Source organism: Mycobacterium sp. (assembly GCF_035697385.1).
Taxonomy (GTDB): Bacteria; Actinomycetota; Actinomycetes; order Mycobacteriales; family Mycobacteriaceae; genus Mycobacterium.
The window spans coordinates 1-24,261 of the sequence record NZ_DASSCY010000244.1; the positions used below are offsets into that span (position 1 = coordinate 1).

Consider the following 24,261-nt stretch of genomic DNA (forward strand, 5'->3'; position numbering starts at 1 on the left):
ATCCCCGCAGGCTTCCTTGACGGCACCCATGAGCGTCTGCGCAGCTTGCGCGACGCGCTGACCAATGCCTTCCAGCCCGAAGGCACGCAGGGTGACGGTGTTGCCGTCGCGTTGCACCTCGACGTCCTCAAAGAGCCCGACCGTGTACTGCTCGTCGTCGGTAACGCGCCAGCGGACGGTGATGTCGCGCAGCCGCGCCAGCTCGCGGGCGGCTATCTCCTCCTCGGACAGCCTGATGCCGTGCTTGCGCACGTACGTCGCGAAAGTCGCGAACTCCGGCGACCCGGGGTCACCGCCGGTCCGCTCCCGCAGTCGACCTATCAGCTCCTGGCAGACCTCAGCCTCACTGTCGCCGTCGGCCTCCAGGTCGAAAGCCGGCCAGCGGCCGATAGTGACACCGTCGGACTGCTCGATCTGCACGCCCTCGAGCAGCTTCACGACGTAAGTGCCGTCGCCGTCCAGCTTGACGGTGAACTCATGACCGCGCTCCATGGGCCCCTCCCGGTAACTTTCTTCGGCTGCCCGCTACCGCAACCAGATCCTCCTCGCAATCGCACACCCTGGCGTGCAGTTTGACCACGAACATCACATCATCGCTAACTTGCGCTACTACTTATAGCACCAGTCGTTCATGCCGAACAGCCTTGGAAAGGGCTGCGGGACTGGCGAACTGCTGTCGTCGCGGTGGCCGCCGACCACGAAATCCCCACCACGGCGGTAACCTGACGCCCATGCCCCAACCGTCTATCGTGACCATCCCGCGCGAACGTGCCGGTCTGCAGCCTGACGACCGGCAAGCAGAGTTCACCCGGTTGGACGCCTAGGCCGCCGATCGAAGCCGATTCGCCATGTGGATCACCGTCCTGGTGATGGCCGTCGCAGCGAGCCTGGAACCGTTTCGAATCGGGATGACGGTCCTGATGCTCAACAGGCCCAGACCGATCCTGCAACTGCTCGCGTTTCTGAGCGGTGGGTTCGCGATGGGAACAGCCGTGGGCCTGGTCGTGCTGATGGTGTTTCGGCCCCAACTACCAGGGTCTGCGCACTTCACCTTGCCCAAGGTGCAGATCATGATGGGCGTGATGGCCCTGCTGGTCGCCGCAGTGTTGGCCACGAAAGTCTTGTCGGGCCGGTTCGAGCGCCACTACGCGGCCGGGCGGGCACGCCAGTTGCTGAAGGGGCGGTCGCTTTGGGTAGCGGGCACCGCCGGCCTGGGAATTGCGCTGCCGTCTGTCGACTACCTGGCGGTGCTCGCCGTCATCCTGGCCTCTGGCGCCGCACCCGCGGCACAAATGGGCGCGCTGCTGATGTTCAACGTCGTGGCCTTCGCACTCGTGGAGTTCCCACTCGTTGCCTACCTGATAGCGCCGAACACGACGCGCGCGTGGATGGCCGCGCTACACGGCTGGCTCCGGTCGTGTAGTCCCCGCGCGGTTGCTGCACTACTGGCCGGGTTGGGCTGCGCGCTGCTCGTGGTCGGGTTTACAGGTCTCTGACGAAGTTGACAACGGCCGGTCGGGACTGATCGCCGGCTCGGGCTTTGCAGCCGTCTTTGTCATGGCTGCTGATGATTCATCACATACTGCAAGCCGGAGAGGAGCTGCGACACCGGATCGCCGGCTCCGCCGAATGCGGCCTGCGTGGCCGGCGCCGTGACGGCCGCGGGGTCATAGCCATTCACCGGGTCCACCGTGATCGGAGCGGTCAGCGGATCGTCGTTTCGCGAATATCCGGCATCCACGAAGGGCTTCAGGACCGCGTCGAGCTCCATCAGCGTCTCTTTCGGCACGCCGAGATATTTGAAGGGCAGGACCAAGGGAAGATGCTGTTCGGGAATCATGTACGTCGTCGTCTTCGCGCCCCTGGAGTTGACGGTCGTCCTGATGTTCTGCGGTGGCACCATGCTCGGCTCGGTGAACGCGACGGCGGTGTGACCGGTGGCGAGGCCGACGATCGCATTGGCGACCGAGATCCAGTTGTCCGGCCGGTCCGGCCAGTCGGCGATGCTGTCGTATGCGGACACGAATTGGTAGGTGTCGTACTGGCTCTCCACCGGCGGTGGTATCCGGTAGTCGAGCGACGGAACGACGCTGCCGACGGGAAAGTTCTGGGTCAGGAAGCTCTCACCGAAGGCGTGACGTGCCAACGGATCGCCGTACATGGCGAAGCTCAACTGATCCGGCGGCGGGGCGGCGGGGTCATACGCAAGCTTCGCCTGCACGTCGTTGAGCACCATCGCACCCTCGGACAGGCCGATCGCGGTACCTTGGCCACCCTCACGGATCGCGTTGATGACGTTGGGCGATCCGACGTCGACCGACTCGCCGACGCTGGGGCCGTCAATGCCCAGACCCGGAAAGGAGTCATCGAGCCGACCGATGCCAGGGAACAGACGCTCCAGCGTGTGTCCCTGAACTTGCCCTGCCGGGTAGTCGACGATCTGGCGGTCCAGCCCGGGGAACCAGTCCGCGCCCGTTCGCTTGATGTATTCGTCGTAGGGAATGCCGAGAACGTGGGCGCCGCCCAATGCGTATGCCCGACCCGGCGTTCCCAGCGGGGGCGGGCCGCCGCTCGGAGTGCCCGGGGGCGGCGGGACCGGTGTATCGTCCGCAGTCGCGATCCCGAAGCCGAAACAGCCTGTCGCACCTACGGTTACCAGCGCAGTGACGGATGCGAACAGTCTCTGCATTTCCCGCTACCGCCCCTCGACTACGCGTCTGTCTAAGAACCCGACCCTACTATGCATACCCGGCCGCATCAGGCGTCCAACCGGGTGAATTGGTCCTGCCGGTACTGCTCGACGCAGGCGGCGCGACGGATCTTGCCGCTCGTCGTCGTCGGAATCGACCCGGGAGGTACCAGAACGAGATCCCCCACATTTAGGCCGTGCGCATTGGATATCGCGGAGGTGACGTCGCTCTTGACCTCAGTGAGCCAGCGCAACGCGTCCATTTTGAGATCAGTACGCTTCTTGAGCTCGATGACAGTGACCAGATTCTCAGTGCTGCGCACCGGAACCGATATCGCCGCGACCCGGCCGCGGGTGATCTCTTTGACCGTCGCCTCGATGTCCTCGGGATGGTGATTGCGCCCGCGAATGATCAGCAGATCCTTGATGCGGCCGACTACGAACAACTCGTCCTCGGAGATGAAGCCCAGATCGCCGGTTCGCAGCCACGGCCCCTCGGGCGTGCCTGGCGAAGGGTCGACAAGCGTCGCTCCGAAGCACTCCTGCTCCTCCGGTGGCCTACTCCAATAGCCGGTCGAGACGTTGTCTCCATGCACCCAGATCTCGCCGACCACGTCCTGCACGCATTCCCGGTTCGTGTCGACGTCGACGATCCGCACCACGGGTGACTGCGGCAGTTTGTAGCTCACCAGGGCAGAGCCGGCTCCGGCCGAACACCGCTGAGCGCGGCCCTCGGACAACTCGTCGACATCGAAACGGACAGCCTCCGACGATTCACTCCACGTGCCACTTGCCACGAAGACCGTTGCCTCCGCCAGGCCGTATGACGGACGCAGCATGTGGTCCCGGAAATCGAAGTGCGCAAACCGATCTACGAAGCGTTCCAAAGTCGCCGGATCAACACGCTCGGCGCCGTTGATGATGCCCCGCACCCCACCGAGATCGAGCCCGGCGAGGTCACTGTCACTGGTTTTGCGGGCGGCCAGTTCGAACGCGAAGTTGGGAGCCCCTGAAAAAGCGCGGGGATTCTCAGCCAGCGCTCGCATCCACCTGGACGGCCTTTCCAAGAACGCAACTGGGCTCGTCAGCTCAGCGTGAAAGCCGCCCAGGATGGGTGCGCAGACGCCCAGCACCAAACCCATGTCGTGGTAGAAGGGCAACCACGACACGATCGTGAGATCGGTTGCGGATTTGACATGAGCGCCCGCAAACAAGCTGCGCATCAGCTGCTCGAAATTCACCTGGAGGTTGCGGTGCGAGATCATGACCCCGGTTGGCAGCCGGGTCGAACCCGAGCTGTATTGCAGATACGCCGTGCTGGGAAAATCGATTGGCGAAAGACTGTGCCCGGCATCAACCATGGGGGCATCCAGATTCATCGAATCGATCTCGATGATCTTTGGCGCGGTGTCCATACGTGACTGGTCGACGTAATCGCCGACATCTGCCGCGACCGCGGACGTCGTGAGAACCACCGATGGCTTCGTATCGGCAAAGACCGCACCTACCCGGTCATGATTCGAGCCGCGATGCGGCAACGGGAGCGGAACCGCGACGAGCCCAGCTTGCATGGATCCCAGGAAAGCGAGGATGTAATCCAGGCCCTGCGGGGCCAGGATCACTGCTCTGTCACCGACCGACCCATGACGGCTGAGCTCACGTGCGACATTCATCGTTCGTCGTGATAGTTGCGACCACGTGAGACTCTCGGGCACGCCCGCCGGGTCGTGGAGGTAGTCGGTGAACGTGAATGCCACGTCGCCGGGGCGCAGGCTGGCACGTCCGTGCAGCATCGAGAGAATTGATGACTGGGGCTTCAGTGTTGTCGGCGTCACTGTACGTCCGTAATATTTTGTCGAATCCGTCGGCTCGGAGTCGTTGTCTTTTCTGATCACTTCGCTCCGTTTCGTAGTTTCACATAGATCACCTGCGCGCGCTCACCGAGCCACTTCGGCTGGTGAACGCGACACTGACTGCCCCGCGCCCACTCGTGACGGCCACCAGTTCGCCCGCCCGACCAGCGCGGCGATGGCGGGCACCGTGATGGTGCGTACGACGAAGGTATCCAGCAGGATCCCCACACCGATCACGAAACCGCCCTGGATCACAATGCCGATGCTGGAGAACAGGAGACCGCCCATCGAGGCGGCGAAGATGAGACCCGCCGCGGTGATCACACCGCCCGTCGAACTCAGGGTACGAATAATGCCGTAACGGATGCTGTGCGGAGACTCGTCGCGCATTCGCGACACGAAGAGCATGTTGTAGTCGGCGCCGACCGCGACCAGCACCACGAAGGCCAACGGGGGCACACTCCAATGCAATTGCTGGCCGAGGATGAACTGGAACGTCAGCACGCCGATGCCGATTGCCGCGAAGTACGAAAGCACCACCGAACCGACGAGATAAAGGGGTGCGACGATCGACCGCAGCAGCACCATCAAGGTCAACAGGACGATGATGAGGGTCACCGCGATGATGAATCGGATGTCCCGCTCGTAATAGTCGCGCGTGTCCCGCAGCGCGGCGGGGAACCCGCCCATCGAAATTGAGGCGTCGGCAAGCGTGGTGTTGGGCTGGGCGCCCCTGGCGATGTCACTGAACGTATTGACCTGATCCATCGCCTCGGAGCTGAACGGGTTGAGCTTGGTTTGAACCAGGTACCGCACCGAGTGGCCGTCCGGCGAGATGAACGCCTCGGCGGCTTTCTGGAACTCGGCCGCGTTCAGTACTTCGGCCGGAATGTTGAACCCCGCCATTGACGAACCCGCCGCGTCGTGTCTCATCGTCAACAGAAAAGCCGATGCCTGATCGAGTCCGGCAGCCATCAGTTTGATCTGCTCGACCAGTTCCTCGACTCCGCCGGCCACTTGCCGGCTTCCGCCGGCCAGGCGGTCGGCGCCTTGCCGAAGCTCGGTCAGACCCGACTGGAGGCCACCGGGTCTGTCCAGACCCATGGCGGAGACCGCCTTCGTGAACTTGGCGAGCGCACCGTTCAGTTGATTCACCGTTGCGGTGAGGGTCTGCTGGTCCTCGACTCCCTGCAGTTGTCCGGCCAGCTTGTTGATCTCGTCGACGCTTCCGTCGTTTCGGGCGGCGACCAACCGCTCGAACTGGACGCGGGTGGCGCTGCACGAGGGGTTGGCGTCGCAGACCGCATTACCCTGGAGCGCCGTCAGAACAGGGCCTATCCACGCGAACATGTCCTTGACCGCCGCGAAGTTCACGCCCATCGAGTTGCCGAGCTTGTTGATGCTATCGACGAGCTTGGCGGCGGTTTCGACGTCCCTCACCAGCTTGTCGCCACCGTTTTGGGTTCTTATCGACGAGAACGCGTCGATAAGACTTTGGATGGTGGGCGCGATCGTGTTGACCTGTGCGCGCACGTCGCCGAGGCTGTCGGCCAGCGTGTTGGCCCCGGTTGCCAGTTGGTTGAGGTCGCCGGTGCGCTCACCGATCTGGGCGGAACCGGCGGCCAGCCTGTCACCGACGATGCCCGCCTGGAACGTGGCCCGGAATTCCGGCGGCACCTCTCCCAGGGGTCTGGTGATGCCGCTGACCAGAGAAACGTCCGGCAATTGGGCGATGCGCGAAGCCATCTGCTCCAAGTCCGCGAGGGCCTGCGGTGAGCGCAGGTCACGCGGTGACTGGACGAGGATGTACTGGGGAATGGACTGACTGATGGGGAAATGGCGTTCCAGCGCGGCATACCCAACAGAACTCGGCGCCGACGCCGCCACGGCCTTGCGATCGTCGTAGTTGAAGTGGGCAAAGGCTGCACAGCTGGCCAGGAGGATCAACACGAGCACACTGGCAACCAGATGCGGCATCGGCCGGCGCACGATGCGGATGCCGGAACGTCGCCAGAACCGAGCGGTCAGTTCGCGCCGTGGCTTGACCCAGCCGCGCTGCCCGGCGAGAACCAGAATTGCCGGCAGCAGAGTCACTCCGGCGAGGAACGCAACGCCAATGCCGATCGCCGCCGACACTCCGATAGTTCTGAACACTCCCATTTGAGCGAAGCTCATGGCGAGAAAGGTGATGCCAACCGTGATGGCAGATGCGGTAATGACTTTCCCGATCGAGATCATTGCCGCCTTGACCGCCCGATCGGAATCGGCACCCGACCGCACATGGTCGTGATAGCGGCTGATGAGAAATACCGCGTAATCCGTTCCGGCGCCGGCCAGGATCGCGCTCAGAAAAACGATGGATTGGTTCGAGACGCCCGAGCCGGTCAGTTGGGAGTAGCCGGCTACCACTCCCTGTGCGATCACCACCGACGACCCGATCGTCACCAACGGCAGCAGCATTGTGACCGCGCTGCGGTACACCAGCAGCAGCACGGCGAGGACCAGCACGGCGATCGCGATCTCGATGGGCAGGCGATCCTGTTCACCCGCGACGGTGAGGTCCGCGACGGTGGCCGCGGGACCGGTGACGTGCACAGTCAGCGGGCCGTCATCGCCGACATTGTGTTTGACGACATCGGCAACTCGGTTGAAGGACTCATAGGCCGACGGTGTGCCCAACTCACCCTTGAGGCTGACCGGCAATACCCAGGTCGTCTTATCCTCGCTCGTCAGGAACTGTCGCAGTTGTGGAGTGCTGACGAAATCCTGCACCGACACGACATCAGTGACGTCGTCGCGCAGCGCGTCCACGAGCTTGCGGTACGCAGTCTCGTCGGCGGGCTTGAGCCCGGTTTCGTTGATGAAAGCAATGACGAGAAGATTGTCCGAACCTGGTTCCTGAAACGCTTCGGCCATCTTTGTGGCGGTGACACTCGACGGTGCATCGGCGGGCAAGATGACGAGCGGATGCTTCTCGGCCATCTCGCCGAGGGAAGGGAACGCCAGCGGCAGGGCGACCGCCATCGCGACCCAAACCCCGATCACCGCCCAAGGCCACCGCACCACGAGATCGGCTAGCCGTCGCATATCGCCCTCACCCTCGCCCCGAAATTGCGCCGTCGCGGCATGGCCGCGGGATGGTCGGCCATCGAATTGCGCGCCGCTACGCGACGCGTCCCCATTGCCCGCTGTCAGCAACCCGTACGGACACCGACCTCATCGCCTCCATGTAGCGGGTAACTGATTTCCTGGCGACCGGGTTGTCGGGATGCATGATCGCCATGACCGTGCCCTCCCCGTAACGGAATATGTAAATCGTCAATTGATACGAGAACCGGCCGTCGGGATAAATTCCGATATTGTTCGCAAGGCCCATGTCGGCTGCGGCGAGGATGGCGTTGAGCGGAGCAGCGCCACCATGCAGGAAATTCGACACCGGAAAGTTCGGCTGTGGCCAGTTCAACCATGGCGCCAACTCCAACACGCGGTAATACGGCACTCTCGCCATGTCCAGGCCCGAATCGAAAGAAGCCTGCGCTGCCCATGCCGCATCGCTGAAAGACGTCGCCGCTATCGGGACGGTGATCGGGATCAATCCGGTAAACCATCCCTGCGTCATGAAATTGTCGCCGGCTCTGCGGGAATCCCTCGGCGTGAGGCCGTAATACGTGAGAGCGCCGGTGAACTCGTGCTCCACAAGGCCGAGACAAGCAAACAAGCCGCCGACGAAGCGCGCGCCGGCCGCCGCGCAGGCTGATTCGAAGCGTTCCGTCTGCGGCGTGTCCATCAGAAGCACCGAGGTCATGTCACTCTTAATCGACTCGTTGGGGTCACCCAGCGGCAGCGGGAAATCAGGAAAGCCCCCACTGTTGTTCTCGGCGAAGTCAATCCACGCCTGCACCCCGGGCGAGTCCACAGTTAACTCTGAGGTGTACTCGCGCTCACGGACACAGAAATCGTCAAAGCTACCGGCATCGGGAAGCTTGAGGGCGTCACCACCTCCGCTCAGCGCCGAATACATTCCGTTGGCTTCCAACATCGTTGTGCCGATCAACGTCGCATCCCCGTGCACGTGATCCATGGCGGCAAAGAACGTAAAGTGGCTCGCGTTCTGGATTATCCCGAAAGTAAAGGAGCCCCACTCCAACGGATTCGGGATGTCCACAACATGAGCGCGTATCTCGTCGGCTGTCATCGTGCCGTGGTCGATGGGCTCGAATTCAATGTCGGCCGGATCGTCGATGGCACGCCGTATGAAATGTCCGTCACCGGTCTGCTCGAACCAACTGCGGAATGTGTCATGCCGACGCAGGTACGTATTGACGGCGTGATCCATGGCCGAGATATCACACTGGCCGGGCACCTCACAGCTGGCAATGATCTGTCGGGAAAAGTTCAGGCCCGCGGCCCTGCGTTCACAGTAGTTGCGGAGATGTTGGCCCTGCATGTAACTGACCGGCACCGAACTGATGTTTGCTCGTCGCGCCTTTTCCTGAGCCGCGACCGTCGGATGCCACGAGGTGACCGAGCCCTGGCTCAACGCCCATTCATCAAGTGCGCCAACAGTTATCTTCCCGATACGCAAAACGTCCTCCTCCCGCTTCGCCGGCTAACTGCACGGCATCACTCGTGGCGGGATCAACATACCCTCGGTCCCTTTGCAGTCGCCTGTCGCCGACCAACCTCCGAATGCGACACCACACACGCCACAGGTACACGTGCAATAGTTGTTCATCGAAGTTGATCTTCAAGCGCTACACATGTCGCCCAGAGTGTAACCTGACCGCCGAGTAAGTTAATCTGACCGCCGAGTAAGTTACCTCATGCCAGGAGGACGAACAAATGTTTGGTGCGGAAGGTCTGATCGAGCCGTCCCCGCGATTCGCCATCGTCGGCTACGCGGCACGCTTCCCGGGCGCCTCGGATGCCGACCAGTTTTGGGACGTGCTGCGCGAGGGTCGAGATACGACATCGGAGGTGCCCAAGGACCGTTGGGATGTCGACGAATTCTTCGACTCGGAACCCGGTGCGCCCGGCAAGGTCGTAACCCGTCGTGCGGGTTTCGTCGATGACGTGACGGGGTTCGACGCGCCGTTCTTCGGTATGTCGACGCGCGAGGTCAGGATGATGGACCCGCAGCATCGACTATTGCTGGAGACGGCGTGGCGCGCGGTGGAGCATTCGGGCACCGCGCCGTCTGCGTTGGCCGGCACCAACACCGGTGTGTTCGTGGGTCTGGCCACCCACGACTACCTGGGAATGGCATCCGACGAGCTGACGTACGCCGAGATCGAGGCCTACATGGCCATCGGGACGTCGAATGCCGCCGCGGCGGGACGGATCAGCTATCGGTTGGGGCTGCAGGGTCCCGCGGTCGCCGTCGACACGGCGTGCAGCTCATCGCTGGTGGCCATCCATCAGGCGTGCCAGGCGCTGCGCTTGGGCGAATGCGACCTCGCGCTGGCCGGCGGTGCGAACGTCCTGCTGACGCCGGCGACCATGATCACGTTCTCCAACGCGCACATGCTCGCGCCCGACGGCCGGTGCAAGACGTTCGACGCGGCCGCGGACGGCTATGTGCGCGGCGAGGGCTGCGGTGTCATCGTCGTCAAGAGGCTCGAGGACGCGATTCGCGACGGTGACCGGATCCGGGCGGTGATCCGCGGCAGCGCGATCAACCAGGACGGGGCATCGGGCGGCTTGACCGTCCCGAACGGCGTTGCTCAGCAACGGGTTATCGCCGACGCGCTGAAGCGCGCCGACCTCGAACCCAGCGATGTCGGATACCTGGAAGCACACGGGACCGGGACATCGCTGGGCGACCCGATCGAGGCCCAGGCGGCGGGTGCGGCGTACGGCGCCGGACGCGAACCCAGCGACCCGCTGTTGATCGGCTCGGCGAAGACGAACATCGGGCACCTGGAAGCGGCAGCGGGCATCGCGGGCGTCATCAAAGTCATCCTTTCGCTAGAACACGAGACTTTGCCGAAGCACCTCCACTTTGAGAACCCGTCGCCGCACATTCCGTGGGACCGGCTGGCAGTGGAGGTTGTGAAGGAGACCATCCCCTGGAAGAGCAATGGTCGGCCCCGTATCGCGGGAGTCAGCTCGTTTGGGTTCGCCGGGACCAACGCGCACGTCATCCTCGAAGAAGCTCCAGTAGCGCCTCCGGAAACAGCGCCCGCTGCGGCACCGGGTCCGGCCGAGCAGCCCGGGGAGCAGCGGCGGTTCAGTGTCCTTCCGCTCTCGGCGCGGACGCCCACCGCCTTGGTGCAGGTCGCCGATCAATACCGCAGCTGGCTGAGCGCACACCCGGAGGCCACTCTGGCCGACGTGTGCTTCACCGCCGGGGCGGGGCGAGCCCATCTGGAGCACCGGGCCGCGTTGGTGGTCAATTCGAGAGAATCCGCCGTCGAGCTGCTCGGCGCGCTCGCGGATGACCGCCCGGCATCCGGTTTGGTTCGTGGAGAATCCCATGACACACCGAAGACGGCGTGGCTGTTCACCGGTCAAGGCAGCCAGTACCCCGGTATGGCTCGGGAGTTGTTCGACACCGAGCCGGTGTTCGCCGAGACGCTGACTCGTTGCGCGGCAGTGGTTGCTGACGTTCTCGAAAAGCCTTTGTTGGATGTCATTTTCGACGTGGATGGCCCAAACAGCGAAGAGACGCTGCGGCAGACCAGCTACGCGCAGCCCGCCTTGTTCGCGGTGGAGGTGGGCCTGGCCCGCCTCTGGCAGTCGCGGGGCTTCGAACCCGACGTGGTGCTGGGCCACAGCGTCGGCCAATATTCGGCGGCCTGCGTCGCCGGCGTGTTCAGCCTCGAGGACGGCGCGCTGTTGATGGCCGAGCGCGGCCGCCTCTTCGGCAGTTTGCCTGCGGGTGGTCGGATGGCCGCGGTGTTCGCCGCCGCCGAGCGTGTCGAGAGCCTCACCGACGAGTTCCCGAGTCTGTCGGTTGCCGCTTACAACGGCGCCAACACAGTGCTGTCGGGGCCTGCGCATGACCTGGAGAAGGCAATGGCCGGGCTGGTGGCCGACGGCGTCCGGTGCGACTGGCTGGACACCAGCCACGCGTTCCACTCGGCGCTGCTAGACCCGATCCTCGACGAATTCGAATCGTATGCGCAGCGATTCAATTTCGCTCCGCCACAACGGATTCTGATTGACAACCGCACCGGTACCGCGCTCGGCAGGAGCGTGAAACTCGATGGCGCCTACTGGCGTCGTCACGCGCGCCAACCGGTGGAATTCGCCAAGAGCGTGCGCGCGCTTGCCGAGCTGAATTGCAAGGTGTTGCTCGAGATCGGCCCCCAACCGGTGCTCACTGCCGCAGCCCTGCGGGCATGGCCTGACCCGTCCACCGCACCGCGGGCGATAGCGTCTCTGCGCCGAAACACCGCCGACCACCGACAGCTCACCGAAGCCGTCGCCGACGCGTACGTCTTGGGCCACCTGCCGGACTTCCACGCATTCCGGCAGGCGAACGCGCGAAAGCTCGACTTACCCACGTATCCGTTCGAGCATCGCCAGTATTGGTTCCGCGATAACCGGGATCAGGCGAACCAACAACAGCAGCTTGGCGGACCGCGTACCGAAGCCGTCCGTCTTCTCGAGGACGGCCGGATCGAAGAACTCGCAGCCCTGCTCGACGGTGCGAGCGGCGACCATCAGACCCTGAATGTGCTGACCAAGCTTGCGGCACAACACAACCAGCAACGTACAACTCAATCCATCGCCGATGACCGCTACGAGATTCGCTGGGAGAAATCCCCCACCACAGTCTCGGCTGCGCATGCCGGCGAGGAATCTACCTGGCTTCTCATAGGTGATGATTCTCCAGCGGTCCAGCCGTTAGTCGACGCGCTGACCGCGCGTGGGCAGCGGCATCGGATCCTCGGATTGCCGGTGTCCGACGCAAACGAGGAAGAGCTCGCAGTCGCGTTGCGCGCTGCGGCAGCAGACGATCCGACGCTACGTATCGTGCATGTCGCGGCCCTCGACTCTGACAGTGCACCATCCATGCGGTCACTGTGGCGGATGCAACACCAAATCCTGGGTGGAACGCGGCGGCTCTTCCGCGCCGCGATTGCCGCGGATTTGCGCAGACCCATCTGGATGGTGACCCGTGGCGCGCAGCGAGTCACCGACGCGGACACCGTGTCGCCGGACCAGAGTTGCCTCTGGGGGTTCGGTCGTGCCGCGGCGCTGGAGCTTCCGCAAGTGTGGGGCGGGCTGGCCGACCTGTCAGGAGGCAGGGAAAACGAAGCCGACGAATGGTCTCGGCTCATCAACCGGATCACGACGCCGCGCGGCTCGGCCATCAGCGAAGACCAAATCGCGCTGCGTGATCAAGCGGTCTACGCGCCCCGGCTGGTTCGGCGGTCTGAGCAGGTGAGCGGTGCACCGTTGGAACTGCGCGGTGACGCAAGCTATCTCGTGACTGGAGGCCTCGGATCCATTGGGCTGGAAATCGCCGGATACCTGGCCTCGCACGGCGCCAAGCATCTGGTGCTTACCAGCCGACGCGCGCCCAGCGAGGCCGCGCAACAGCGCATCGACGCCCTTAACGAACAGCACGGCTGCGAATTCCTGGTCGTCGCTGGCGATGTCGCCGATGCGCACGACGTCGCACGCCTGCTGTCCACCGTGGAGGCCGAGCTACCGCCGTTAGCCGGCATCGTCCATGCTGCGGGCGAGGTCGGCACCACTCCGCTGAGCGATCTGGACGATAGCGAATTAGATCGCGTCTTCGCCGGGAAGGTTTGGGGTGCTTGGCATTTGAGCGAAGCAGCCGCTGATCTGAAGCTGGATTTTTTCCTCAGTACCTCGTCGATCGCCTCGGTATGGGGCGGATTCGGTCAGACCGCCTACGGCGCGGCGAACGCGTTCCTCGACGGGCTGGCATGGCGCCTGCGCGAACAGGGCATCTCTGGGATCAGCGTCAATTTCGGTCCGTGGTCGGCGGGCATGGCCGACGCGGAGTCTCGTGCGCGACTGGATAAGCGCGGGGTCCGGGCCTTGTCACCCGCCGATGCCCTGGCGGGTCTGGCCGATGTCATGGCGGCTTCTTCCGCGCGGGAAGGCGCGCACGGGGCGGCGCAGGGCGTTGTGGCCCGGATCGACTGGGCCCGTTTTCTGCCGCTGTACCAGCAGGCGGGGAGGCGAGCATTCCTGGCGGAGCTGGAGCGTGAGGTGCCCGATATCGCGCCGGCGCCAACGGCGTCCGGGAAGACCCCGTTCGTCGAGCGGCTCACCAATGCTCCAGTGCAGCAGCGCAAGAAGCTTCTGACGGATTACCTGCGCGACGCGGTAGCAGAGGTGACGCATGTCGATGCCGCGGAGATCCGCGAGGACGCGGGGTTCTTCGACCTCGGCATGGATTCGTTGATGGCAGTCGAATTGCGGCGCCGCCTCGAACAAGGAGTGGGCAAGGAGGTACCAATCACCCTGGTGATGGATCACCCCCGTCTGTCAAATGCGGCCGATTACCTGCTCGGGGAGGTGCTCGGCCTTAGCGAGCAGACATCCGACACATCAGGGGCTAGCCCGGCGTCAGTGGTGAGGACGCGCACGGACGAACCGATCGCGATCGTCGCGGTGTCGTGCCGTTTCCCGGGCGCACCCGACCCGGAAGCTTTCTGGGAGGTGCTATCCGGCGGTGTCGACGCGATCCGGGAAGTGCCGGAGGACCGATTCGACATCGACGAGTTCTACGACCCGGATCCAGAGACTCCGGGCAAGACCTACACGCGCTTCGGCGGATTCCTCGACGGAATCGACGGATTCGATCCCGAATTCTTCGGCATCTCCCCGCGCGAGGCGGTCTGGATCGAGCCGCAGCAGCGGCTGATGCTCGAAACAGTATGGGAGGGTCTCGAAAGGGCTGGGTACGCGCCGGCCACTTTGCGCGGCAGCCGAACCGGCATCTTCGTGGGGGTTGCCGCCAACGAGTATGCGCATCTGCTGTCCTCCGAGTCGATCGACAAGATCGAGCCCTACTTCATCACGGGCAATGCGCTCAACGCCATATCGGGTCGCGTCTCCTTCGCGCTCGGACTGGAGGGTCCGGCCGTCGCGGTCGATACCGCATGCAGTTCGTCGTTGGTGGCCGTCCATCAGGCGTGCCAGGCACTGCATTCCGGTGACTGCGACATGGCGTTGGCCGGCGGTGTGAACGTCTTGCTCAGTCCGGTGACGGTCGTAGCCGCGTCACGCGCCAGGATGCTTTCGCCAGTCGGGCGTTGCAAGACGTTCGACGCATCCGCTGACGGGTACGTGCGCAGTGAAGGATGCGGCATCCTGGTGCTGAAGAGGCTGAGCGATGCGGTCCGCGACGGCGATCGGGTCTGCGCGGTGATTCCCAGCAGCGCGGTCAACCAGGACGGCGCATCCAGTGGTTTGACGGTGCCCAATGGTGGTGCACAGCAACGGCTTATCGGGTCCGTGCTGGCTCGTGCCGGTCTGGCAGGCGGGGATGTCGACTACCTCGAAGCACACGGCACGGGCACCCCGCTGGGTGATCCGATCGAGGTGCAGGCGGCCGCAGCTGCCTACGGTGGCTCGCGTGACGCAGACCGACCGTTGCTGATGGGATCGGTGAAAACCAACATCGGTCACCTCGAGTCGGCATCGGGGGCAGCAGGTCTGATCAAGGTCGTGTTGTCGCTGCAACACGACGTGCTACCGCAGAGCCTGCACTTCGAGAACCCATCGCCGCACATTCCGTGGGACTCGCTGCCGGTGCGGGTCGTGGACAAGGCGATTCCGTGGCAGGCCAACGGCAGGCCGCGCCGCGCCGGCGTGAGTTCCTTCGGCTTCACCGGCACGAACGCGCACGTGCTGATCGAGGAGGCGCCACCACAAGTAGCGACCGCGGACGAGGAACCAGCAGGCTCGGAGGGCGTGGCGGCTTCAGAGTCTTTGGAGTCGAACACTCACGAGCAGCCAGTCAATGTGCTGGCGCTGTCCGCACGGTCACCAGAAGCACTGGTGGCGTTGGCGCAGCGATATGAGGCCTGGTTGAACGCCCACCCGGATGTCGATCTCGGCGACTTATGTCTCACGGCCGGGACGGGCCGTTCGCATTTCGAACATCGCGCCGCGCTGGTAGTGGATTCGGTCGAGGGTGCGCGCGAGGGCCTGGCCGAACTGGCCGAAAACCGCACGCGACCCGGTGTCGTACGTGGCGAGCACACCAACCGGCCGACGACCGCGTGGTTGTTCACCGGGCAGGGCAGCCAGTATCCGGGGATGGCGCGTGAGTTGTTCGACGCTGAGCCGGTTTTCGCCGAAACCGTGACACGTTGCGCGGACGCGGTCAACGACATCCTGCCGCATCCGTTGCTGGAGGTGCTGTTCGCCACCGATCGCGAAACCGGCGGGGCGGCCGGAGAAAGGTTGCGGCACACGTCGTTTGCGCAGCCGGCGCTTTTCGCCGTCGAGATGGGCCTGGCCCGGCTGTGGCAGTCGTGGGGTATCGAGCCCGACGTGGTGCTGGGGCACAGCGTGGGCCAGTACGCAGCGGCATGTGTGGCCGGAGTGTTCAGCCTCGAGGACGGCGCACGGCTGATGGCCGAGCGCGGCCGGATGTTCGGCAGCCTGCCCGAAGGTGGGCGAATGGTGGCGGTGTTCACCGACGCCAAGCGCGTCGAGGCGGCCGCCGAGAAATTCCCTCGGGTGTCGGTCGCGGCCTACAACGGCCCCAACACGGTGCTGTCGGGTCCGGGTGAGGATCTGGAGCAGATAGTCGCAGGATTCGGTGACGAGGGGATCCGCTGCACCTGGCTGGAGACCAGCCACGCCTTCCATTCGGAATTGCTGGATCCGGTGCTCGGTGAATTCGAGTCGTACGCAGCGCAGTTGCAGTTCGCTGTCCCGACGTTGCCGCTGGTCTGCAACCGCACCGGCGCTGTGCTCACGGCCCAGACCCCGCTCGACGCTCAATACTGGCGACGGCATTCCCGCCAGCCGGTGCAATTCGCCGAAAGTGTCCGCACCGTGGCGGCGCTGGGATGCTCGGTGTTGATGGAGGTCGGTCCGCAACCGGTGTTGACCGGGGCTGCGGTTCAGGTATGGCCGGAGCACTTGGCCGCGCCGCGAGCGATCGTCTCGCTGCGGAAGGGCGTTGGCGACCGGCGCCAGATCGCCGACGCGCTGGCCGCGGCCTACGTCGGCGGCCACCGACCCGATTTCGCTGCGCTGCATCGCCAGCCCCGTCGCAGACTCGAATTGCCCACCTATCCGTTTCAGCGGCGTCGCTTCTGGCCCAAGACGTCGGGCGTCGCCGTCGACGGTACTGCCGTGTCCGGGATACTGGGTAGTGCAAAAGATCTCGCGTCGGGTGACTCCGTCTACACCAGCAGGTTGTCCGTCAAATCGCAGCCATGGCTTGCCGACCACGTCATCTACGGCACCGTTGTCGTCCCCGGGGCGACGTACGCCGCGATGGCATTGGCCGCAGTCGGTCCACCGGCGCGGGTGAAAGATGTCTTCTTCTATGAGCCGATCATCCTGCCAGAGAAGACTTCTCGCGAGGTGCAGCTCACGTTGCATCCGCTCGAGGACGGCAGCGGTTCGACGTTCAAGGTGCACAGCCGCCCCTACGGTGTTCGTGATACCGAGTGGTCGTTGAACGCCGAAGGCACTGTTATGACCGGCGTCGACGACGAGCAGGCCGCCGAGCCGACGGAGCCAGTCGACGAGGTAACCGAGCGGCTGAACCGCATGCGTCCGCAGGAGTTGTTCGAGACCTTCGCCGACATGGAGTTGGCATGGGGGCCGAACTGGTCTGGTTCCCTGAAGTCGCTGTGGCTCGGTGAGGGTGAGGCGATCGGCGACATTGTCGTCGGCGAAGAGCTCGCCGAGCATCTCGGAACCGAGCCGATGCACCCGGTGCTGATGGACCTGTGCACCGGAGTCGCCTTCCCGGCGTTCCCCGCACTTCTCGCGGCCGAACAGGGCGTGCACGATCTCTTCCTGCCGTTGCGATACGGGCAAGTGACGCTGCGGGAGAAGATGCCACGGCGGTTCTACTGCCGCGCGAGGTGGCACAACAGCCCCCTCGACAGCGAAACCCAGGTCTTCGACCTCGATTTCGTCGATCGGGGCGGCCGCCACCTGGGCGGGATTCGCGAATTCACGGTCAAACGCGCACCGCGGGAGGCGTTGCTGCGCGGCCTCGGTGGCGATGCCACCCGACTGCTCTACACCCTTGGCTGGCACGAGGTTCCGCCGCCGGCGCCGAGTGGCGACGCAATCGCGAACGGCACCTGGCTGATCGCCGGATTCGACGAACTGGCCGCCAAGGTGCCGGGCTGCATCCCGTTCGACGGGACCACCGATCCGGAGCCCTTGGGACAGCTGTTGGCACAGGCTCACGAACGGGGTCTGCCATTCTCAGGTGTCGTCTGGCGCAGCACGGCGCCCGGCGCAGAGGAGTCGAGCGCCGATGTCGCCGCGCGGCTCGAGACCGAGATCGCCAACTTGCTCAGTGCTGTGCACACCGTGCAACGGGGCGACGTGAAACTTCCCGGCGGACTGTGGATTGTCACCGAGCACGCCGTAGCCACCGAATCCGGCGAGCCGGCCGACCCGGTGCAGGCGGCGCTGTGGGGATTCGGGCGCACCACGATCAACGAGGAACCGGCATTGCGCTGCAAGCTGGTCGATTGCGACGGATCGCAGGAGGCTGTGGACGCACTGGCCATCCTGTTGGCCACGCCGATCGACGAGCCGGAACTCGCACTGCGACAAGGCAAGCTGCTGGCCTCACGGCTGTTGCCATGGGCGCGCAGCGGTCATCTCACGGTGCCGCGCTCGACCGACTACGTCCTGGCACCCACCGAACGCGGCGCGATCGACAACCTGCGTCTGACCGAGACGGACGTGCCGCCGCCGGACGAGGGCTATGTGCAGGTCCGGGTGGAGGCCGCAGGCCTCAACTTCCGGGACGTACTGAACGTACTCGGTCTCTACCCGGGCGACCCCGGACCGATCGGCGGGGACTTCGCCGGCGTCGTTACACAGTTGGGTAGCGGCATAACCGGACTCGAGGTCGGTCAGCGCGTCTACGGCTTCATGCAGGGCGCATTCTCCAGCCGGTTCAACGTGCCGGGCCAGTTGGTGGCGCCGGTGCCCGACGGGCTGAGCCCGGTGGCGGCGGCCACCATTCCCGCCGCGGCGCTCACGGCCCGACTGGCGTTCGACTGGGCGCAGTTGCAGCCCGGTGATCGCGTGCTGATTCACGCCGCCAGCGGCGGCGTCGGACTGGCCGCGATCCAGATGGCACAGCAGCACGGCGCGATCGTGTTCGCGACTGCCAGCACCTACAAGCGGGCGACGCTGCGCAAGATGGGTGTGAAGTACGTCTACGACTCACGCACAACGGATTTCGCCGACGAGATCCTGGCCGACACCGATGGCGCCGGCGTGGATGTGGTCCTCAACAGCCTGACGAACGAGGGGTTCCTCGAAGCGACCGTCCGGGCCACCGCCCAGAATGGCCGTTTCGCCGAGATCGCCAAGCGCGACATCTGGACACCGGAGCAGATGGCGGCCGCCCGTCCCGATATCGCCTACGAGATCGTTGCGCTGGATGTCACCACCCTGCAGAACCCCGAGCACATCAAGCGCTTGCTGACCGAGGTGTCCGACGGGATGGCCAGTGGGGAGTGGACGCCTCTGCCCGCCGAAATCTATCCGCTGACGGAGGCGAGGGCCGCGTTCCGCCGCATGCAGCAAGCGCGGCACATCGGAAAGATCGTATTGCAGATACCGAACCCGCTGCAGCCACGAGCCGATCGGAGCTATCTGATCACCGGCGGACTCGGTGCGATCGGTTTGCACACGGCGTCGTATCTTGCCCAACTCGGGGCCGGTGACATCGTGCTGACCAGCAGGCGGGCGCCCGATGCGAATGCACAACAGCTGATCGACGACATCACCGAGCGCTATAAGTGCCGGATCCATACCTTTGCGGCTGATGTCGGTGACGAGTCCGAGGTCGCAAAGCTGCTGGAGCGGATCCGCGCGGAGTTGCCGCCCCTCGCCGGTGTGGCGCATTTGGCGGGAGTGCTGGACGATGCGCTGCTGTCACAGCAGAGCCCGGAACGGTTCCGAACGACGTTGGCGCCCAAGGCGTTCGGCGCCTGCCACTTGGACCGCCTGACCAGGGACGACGAGCTGGACTTCTTCATCGTCTCCTCCTCGGTATCCAGCCTGTTCGGTTCACCCGGCCAGGCGAACTACGCGACCGCCAATGCACTGCTCGACGGCCTGGTCGCGCAGAGGAGGGCGCAAGGCCTGCCGGCCACAGGGGTCAACTTCGGCCCGTGGGGTCAAGGTGGCATGGCCTCTTCGGAGGCGGCGAGCGCCAATATCGGTGCGCAGGGCCTGCTTCCGCTGGAACCCTCAGCAGCGCTGGGAGCACTGGCTGAGGTCGTCGCCAATGGCACCGGCCAGGCAACCGTTATCAAGGCCAACTGGCAGCGTGCCGCGAAAGTGCTTGGCAGTTCGCGTCCACCGATTCTCGACCTCGTTTTGCCCAGTGCCGTCGGGGAGGTGACGGGTGACAGCGAGTTGCTCAAGCAATTGCAGGAGATACCGGTGCCGCAGCGCGCCGGCTTCGTGACCGAATTCCTGCAGCGCGAGGTGCAGAACTTCCTGCGGCTCGCACAACCGCCCGCTGCAAGCAGTCGGTTCCTGGATCTCGGTACGGATTCACTGATGGCGATCGAACTCCGCAACCGGTTGCACAGTCAGTTCGGCGGCGCGTTCACGATCAACGCGACCGCGGTATTCGACTATCCGACCATCGGGGGGCTCGCCGAGTATCTCGTGAGTCAGCTGCCCGAGGTTGACGCACAGCCGGGTGACATGGAATCCGTCGGTGCGCCCGAACCTACGTGATGAAACAGGCGCCGAAAGCCTTCGCGGAAGGCGCATAGGGTGCGACCCATGACCAACCGCGAGGCGGCAGATTCTCGCACCGCCTCGCGGTCCCGAGTGGCGGCGTGGGCGTTGTGGGACTGCGGCGCAACGGGTGTGAACGCTGTCGTCATCACATTCGTCTTCTCGGTTTATCTCACCGAGCAGGTCGGCGCGGGGCTGCCCGGACCCACCACACCCGCGAGCTGGCTGGGCCGGGTATTGACTATCGCGGGGCTGTGCGTTGCCTTGCTGGCGCCGGCCACCGGGATCTGGGTCGACGCTCCACATCGTCGCCGCACTGCACTGGCTGTGCTCACCGGCTTGGTCGTGGCGATGACGTCGGCGATGAGCCTGATCCGGGCCGACTACCATTACCTGTGGCCGGGTCTGATTCTGTTGGCATGCACTGCGGCGTGCAGCGACTTGGCGACCGTGCCGTACAACGCCATGTTGAGGCAACTCTCGACGGGGCAGAACTCGGGTCGGATATCCGGGATCGGTTCGGCCGCAGGCTATTTCGGTAGTGTGCTGTTGCTGCTGATCGTCTATCTCGGATTCGTCCATGGTGACGGCGACAAACGCGGGCTGCTGGGCCTCGCGGCGTCCGACGGCCAGCATGTGCGGGCGGCGATGTTGCTCGCCGCAGCCTGGTTCACCCTCTTCGCGCTACCGCTCCTGGTCTCGGTACGCACGCCAGCCGCCGTCGAGTCTCGGCCGGTCAGCGGGTTCCTTGGCGCCTATCGCGCGCTGTGGGACGAAGTGAAGAGAGAGTGGCGACGCGACCACAACGTGGTGTACTACCTGCTGGCGAGCGCCGTGTTCCGAGACGGGCTGACGGGCATCTTCGCCTTCGGTGCGGTACTCGGTGTCACGGTTTACGGCGTGTCGCAGGCCGACGTGTTGGTGTTCGGCGTGTGCGCCTGCATAGTCGCCGCAATCGGCGCGGTGGTGGGCGGTCAATTAGACGACCGCGTCGGCTCCAAACCGGTCATCATCGGCTCGCTCACCGCCTTGGTCACGGTGGGGCTTGTCCTGCTGATTCTCTCTGGGGCGCTGGCGTTCTGGATATGTGGACTGCTGCTGTGCCTGTTCGTCGGCCCAACCTTGGCTTCGGCGCGGGCGCTGATGCTGCGAATGTCGGAAGAAGGCAAGGAAGGGGTGGCCTTCGGCCTCTACACCACCACCGGGCGCGCGGCGTCATTCCTGGCGCCGTGGATGTTCTTCACGTTCATCGACATGTTCGGTACCGACCGGGCCGGAATGGGCGGGCTGTGCGTGGTGCTGGTGGCGGGACTGCTGGCGATGCTCGCCGTGCGGGTACCGCAGAGAGGCAGGCCAGCCGCTACGGCGCCGGTAGAAACCGCGGATCTATAGGCGGCGGTACCGCCCCCATCGGCATTTCACGAACTGGCGTCGGCGGAGCGGCCGGCAACGGAAACATGTTGTCCATCAACGCGCCCGGGTTACTGAAGTCGCTGAAGATCTCGCCGATCGACCCAAGCTGGCCCGGCTGCTGAAATGCCGCGTCACCGGGGACCGGCGGCACGGGCGGCGCTCCCAGCGGGGGTGGGGCTGGCGGCGCGGCAGGCACCGTGGTCACTGGCACCGCAGGATCGACAGGGACGGGTTCGGCGTTTGCCTGCCCGGCTACCGCCGAAGCGCCAACGCTGAGTGCGCCGAGGAAGCCGATGCTGGCGACGCAGATCGCCCACGCAGACCCTGTGCCCTGCTGTCCGGTCATGGATTTGATGCTACGGGGAAGTGTCAGCCAGTTGTCCAGGTCCGGAGCTTCTCAGGGTTACGCACCGCCCAAATGCGCTTGATCCGGCCATCCTCGATATCGAATGCGTACACCGTCACCGTGACGCCGTCTATCTGCGCCACGAGGCCGGGCTGACCGTTGACGGTGCGCTCTAGCAGGGTCAGGTTCGGAGCCAGGCCGGCGATATCGACGTATGCGCGCGCGATCTGCTCGCTGCCTTCGATCGGGTGGAGATGGGCCTTGGCGAGTCCGCCGCTGTCGGCGATCGCTGTGGCCTCGGGGTCAAGGATGCTGACCAGAGCATTGATGTCTTTGGCTTCCCATGCCTGCTTGAAGTCTTTGACGATGCCGGCCTGCTGGGATGTCGGAGTCGGGGCGGCTTGCGACGCGCCAATCCGTCGGCGGGCAGAGGTGGCCAGCTGACGACAGGCCGCAGGCGTGCGACCGACGATCTCGGCCACTTCGGCGAACGGGTAGCGGAAGACATCGTGAAGGATGAACGCGACGCGCTCGGCAGGGGTCATCGATTCGAGCACGACCAGGAAGGCCATGTTGATCGACTCATCGAGGGTGACCCGGTCGGCAGGGTCTGCGGCGGTGCCACCCCTCTGCCCGCTGATCCACTCCGTAGAGGCCGGCACCGGCTCCGGGATCCATTCGCCCACATAGCGTTCCCGTCGGGCCCGTGCCGAGCCGAGTAGGTCGAGGCAGATTCGGCTCGCAACCGTGGTCAGCCAGCCGCCGGGGGATTCGATGGCCTGCTGCTGCTCCGTGGACATGGCGTACCAGCGGGCGTAGGTCTCCTGCACGACGTCCTCTGCATCAGCCAACGAGCCAAGTAGCCGGTAGGCGAGATTGGTCAGCTGACGTCGCTCACTCACGACAGCGCTGATGCCCGGATCCGACGCGTCATCTCCTGATCCGGAATCGGTGTTCATGGTGCAGTCAGCCTTCCTCCAGTCGCAACTGCCGTCACCAATACGACGAAACATCACGCGGAACTGTGAGGTTGGCGCGTGGCCTGACATTCCGAGACGTTGCGTCGTCGTACTGATAAGAGCGCTTACAAGCACGTAAAGGAGATCACCATGGAACCTCGTCTCGACATCCTCAACAACGACGTGGCGATGAAAGCCGTCAAGCACCTGGTCTCGGCGAGCAGGGCCGCGGCCGGTTCCGTGCCGGCATCAACGCACGAGCTGGTGAAAATCCGGGCCAGCCAGATCAACGGGTGCGGCTTCTGTCTCGACATGCACACCAAGGACGCCGCGCAGGCGGGCGAGAGCTCGGTGCGGCTCAACCTGGTGGCCACGTGGCGAGAGGCCACCGTCTTTACCGAGGCGGAGCGGGCGGCACTGGAACTCGCCGAACAGGGGACCCGCATCGCCGACGGCGGTGGCGTTACCGATGATGCCTGGGCGAACGCCGCCAAGCACTACGACGACGATCAACTGGCGGCACTTGTCGCTCAAATCGCCGTCATCAACGCCTTTAACAGACTGAACGTCATCCTGCAGCGTCCCGCGGGCGATTACCAACCCGGCCAGTTTGGGTAACGAACGGCGGGGCTCAGCTGTAAGCCTCAGGCTCCGTTGGACGCAACGCGGCGGCGCACATAGGTCTTGAGCTCCGATGAGAGCGCGTCGGCCGCCAGCAACTGGGGGAGCAGTCGCGGTTCCGACATGCGAGCGCGGAACACGAGTCCGATCGTCACGTCGTGATCCGGGCGGTAATCGATTGAGATTGCATCACCGGCCCGCACCGTTCCCGGTGAGATAACCCGTAGGTACGCACCGGGTTTGGCAGCCTCGGTGAATGTCTTCATCCACTTGTCCAATTGCAGGAAAGCCGAGAATGTACGGCAGGGCGTGCGTGGCGCCGAGACCTCGAGCACCAAGCCATCGGTGCCGACTTTCCAACGCTCACCGATCCGCGCCTCAGTCACCTCGACCCCTGAGGTGGTGAGATTCTCACCGAACATTCCGTTGGTGAGCGAGCGGTCGAGTCGGGTTTCCCACCCGTCGAGATCT

Annotated in this window: 12 protein-coding genes; 4 read left to right on the forward strand and 8 right to left on the reverse strand. The window is 64.6% G+C overall.

Annotated elements, in window-relative coordinates; translation table 11 throughout:
• The coding region (locus VFH65_RS20555) for a hypothetical protein (protein ID WP_353323894.1) at nucleotides 1–492 on the reverse strand (492 nt) is incomplete at its 3' end.
• Between the two features lie 356 nt (nucleotides 493–848).
• Between VFH65_RS20555 and VFH65_RS20560 the strand changes: the two genes are divergently transcribed.
• Entirely contained in the window at nucleotides 849–1,496 is a 648-nt protein-coding gene (locus VFH65_RS20560) for a GAP family protein (RefSeq protein WP_353323895.1), read from the forward strand.
• A gap of 59 nt (nucleotides 1,497–1,555) precedes the next feature.
• Here the strand turns inward: VFH65_RS20560 and pe are convergent, their stop codons facing one another.
• The 4 genes from pe to VFH65_RS20580 all read right to left on the reverse strand — a co-directional run bounded on the left by pe (nucleotide 1,556) and on the right by VFH65_RS20580 (nucleotide 9,127).
• Nucleotides 1,556–2,689, reverse strand: a complete 1,134-nt coding sequence (pe, locus tag VFH65_RS20565; RefSeq protein ID WP_353323896.1) for an acyltransferase PE — start codon at nucleotides 2,687–2,689, stop codon at nucleotides 1,556–1,558.
• 68 nt (nucleotides 2,690–2,757) lie between these two features.
• The gene (locus tag VFH65_RS20570; RefSeq protein ID WP_353323897.1) at nucleotides 2,758–4,524 is read right to left on the reverse strand and encodes an AMP-binding protein; all 1,767 of its coding nucleotides are present in this window, start codon (nucleotides 4,522–4,524) and stop codon (nucleotides 2,758–2,760) included.
• 102 nt (nucleotides 4,525–4,626) lie between these two features.
• The gene (locus VFH65_RS20575; RefSeq protein ID WP_353323898.1) at nucleotides 4,627–7,629 is read right to left on the reverse strand and encodes an RND family transporter; all 3,003 of its coding nucleotides are present in this window, start codon (nucleotides 7,627–7,629) and stop codon (nucleotides 4,627–4,629) included.
• Nucleotides 7,630–7,705: 76 nt separating this feature from the next.
• On the reverse strand, nucleotides 7,706–9,127 hold the full coding sequence (locus VFH65_RS20580) for a condensation domain-containing protein (RefSeq protein ID WP_353323899.1): 1,422 nt from the start codon (nucleotides 9,125–9,127) through the stop codon (nucleotides 7,706–7,708).
• Nucleotides 9,128–9,384: 257 nt separating this feature from the next.
• Here VFH65_RS20580 and VFH65_RS20585 point away from each other — a divergent pair, with 257 nt between their 5' ends.
• Nucleotides 9,385–20,448 carry a type I polyketide synthase gene (locus VFH65_RS20585; RefSeq protein ID WP_353323900.1) on the forward strand — a complete coding sequence of 3,688 codons (11,064 nt, stop codon included), beginning with the start codon at nucleotides 9,385–9,387 and terminating at the stop codon, nucleotides 20,446–20,448.
• 48 nt (nucleotides 20,449–20,496) lie between these two features.
• Nucleotides 20,497–21,843 (forward strand): MFS transporter, encoded by a 1,347-nt coding sequence (locus tag VFH65_RS20590; protein WP_353323901.1) that lies wholly within the window; start codon nucleotides 20,497–20,499, stop codon nucleotides 21,841–21,843.
• Here the strand turns inward: VFH65_RS20590 and VFH65_RS20595 are convergent.
• Both VFH65_RS20595 and sigJ read right to left on the reverse strand, forming a co-directional pair.
• A complete protein-coding gene (locus VFH65_RS20595; RefSeq protein ID WP_353323902.1) occupies nucleotides 21,812–22,210 on the reverse strand; it encodes a hypothetical protein in 399 nt (132 codons plus the stop codon). The two genes, VFH65_RS20590 and VFH65_RS20595, sit on opposite strands and share 32 nt — an antisense overlap.
• A gap of 23 nt (nucleotides 22,211–22,233) precedes the next feature.
• The gene (gene sigJ / locus VFH65_RS20600) at nucleotides 22,234–23,169 is read right to left on the reverse strand and encodes an RNA polymerase sigma factor SigJ (protein WP_353323903.1); all 936 of its coding nucleotides are present in this window, start codon (nucleotides 23,167–23,169) and stop codon (nucleotides 22,234–22,236) included.
• A gap of 150 nt (nucleotides 23,170–23,319) precedes the next feature.
• On the opposite strand from sigJ, the gene VFH65_RS20605 reads away from it, so the two are divergent.
• Nucleotides 23,320–23,787 carry a carboxymuconolactone decarboxylase family protein gene (locus VFH65_RS20605; protein ID WP_353323904.1) on the forward strand — a complete coding sequence of 156 codons (468 nt, stop codon included), beginning with the start codon at nucleotides 23,320–23,322 and terminating at the stop codon, nucleotides 23,785–23,787.
• Nucleotides 23,788–23,813: 26 nt separating this feature from the next.
• On the opposite strand, the gene VFH65_RS20610 is transcribed toward VFH65_RS20605, so the two are convergent.
• Nucleotides 23,814–24,261 (reverse strand): MOSC domain-containing protein (locus tag VFH65_RS20610; RefSeq protein ID WP_353323905.1); only part of this gene is annotated, 448 nt, incomplete at its 5' end.

What these genes read in the sequence shown, in the direction of transcription:
- VFH65_RS20590 (WP_353323901.1), top strand. Translation starts at nt 20,497, where the DNA reads ATGACCAACCGCGAGGCGGCAGATTCTCGCACCGCCTCGCGGTCCCGA.
- VFH65_RS20595 (WP_353323902.1), bottom strand. Translation starts at nt 22,210, where the DNA reads ATGACCGGACAGCAGGGCACAGGGTCTGCGTGGGCGATCTGCGTCGCC.
- VFH65_RS20605 (WP_353323904.1), top strand. Translation starts at nt 23,320, where the DNA reads ATGGAACCTCGTCTCGACATCCTCAACAACGACGTGGCGATGAAAGCC.
- sigJ (WP_353323903.1), bottom strand. Translation starts at nt 23,169, where the DNA reads ATGAACACCGATTCCGGATCAGGAGATGACGCGTCGGATCCGGGCATC.
- VFH65_RS20585 (WP_353323900.1), top strand. Translation starts at nt 9,385, where the DNA reads ATGTTTGGTGCGGAAGGTCTGATCGAGCCGTCCCCGCGATTCGCCATC.
- pe (WP_353323896.1), bottom strand. Translation starts at nt 2,689, where the DNA reads ATGCAGAGACTGTTCGCATCCGTCACTGCGCTGGTAACCGTAGGTGCG.
- VFH65_RS20560 (WP_353323895.1), top strand. Translation starts at nt 849, where the DNA reads ATGTGGATCACCGTCCTGGTGATGGCCGTCGCAGCGAGCCTGGAACCG.
- VFH65_RS20575 (WP_353323898.1), bottom strand. Translation starts at nt 7,629, where the DNA reads ATGCGACGGCTAGCCGATCTCGTGGTGCGGTGGCCTTGGGCGGTGATC.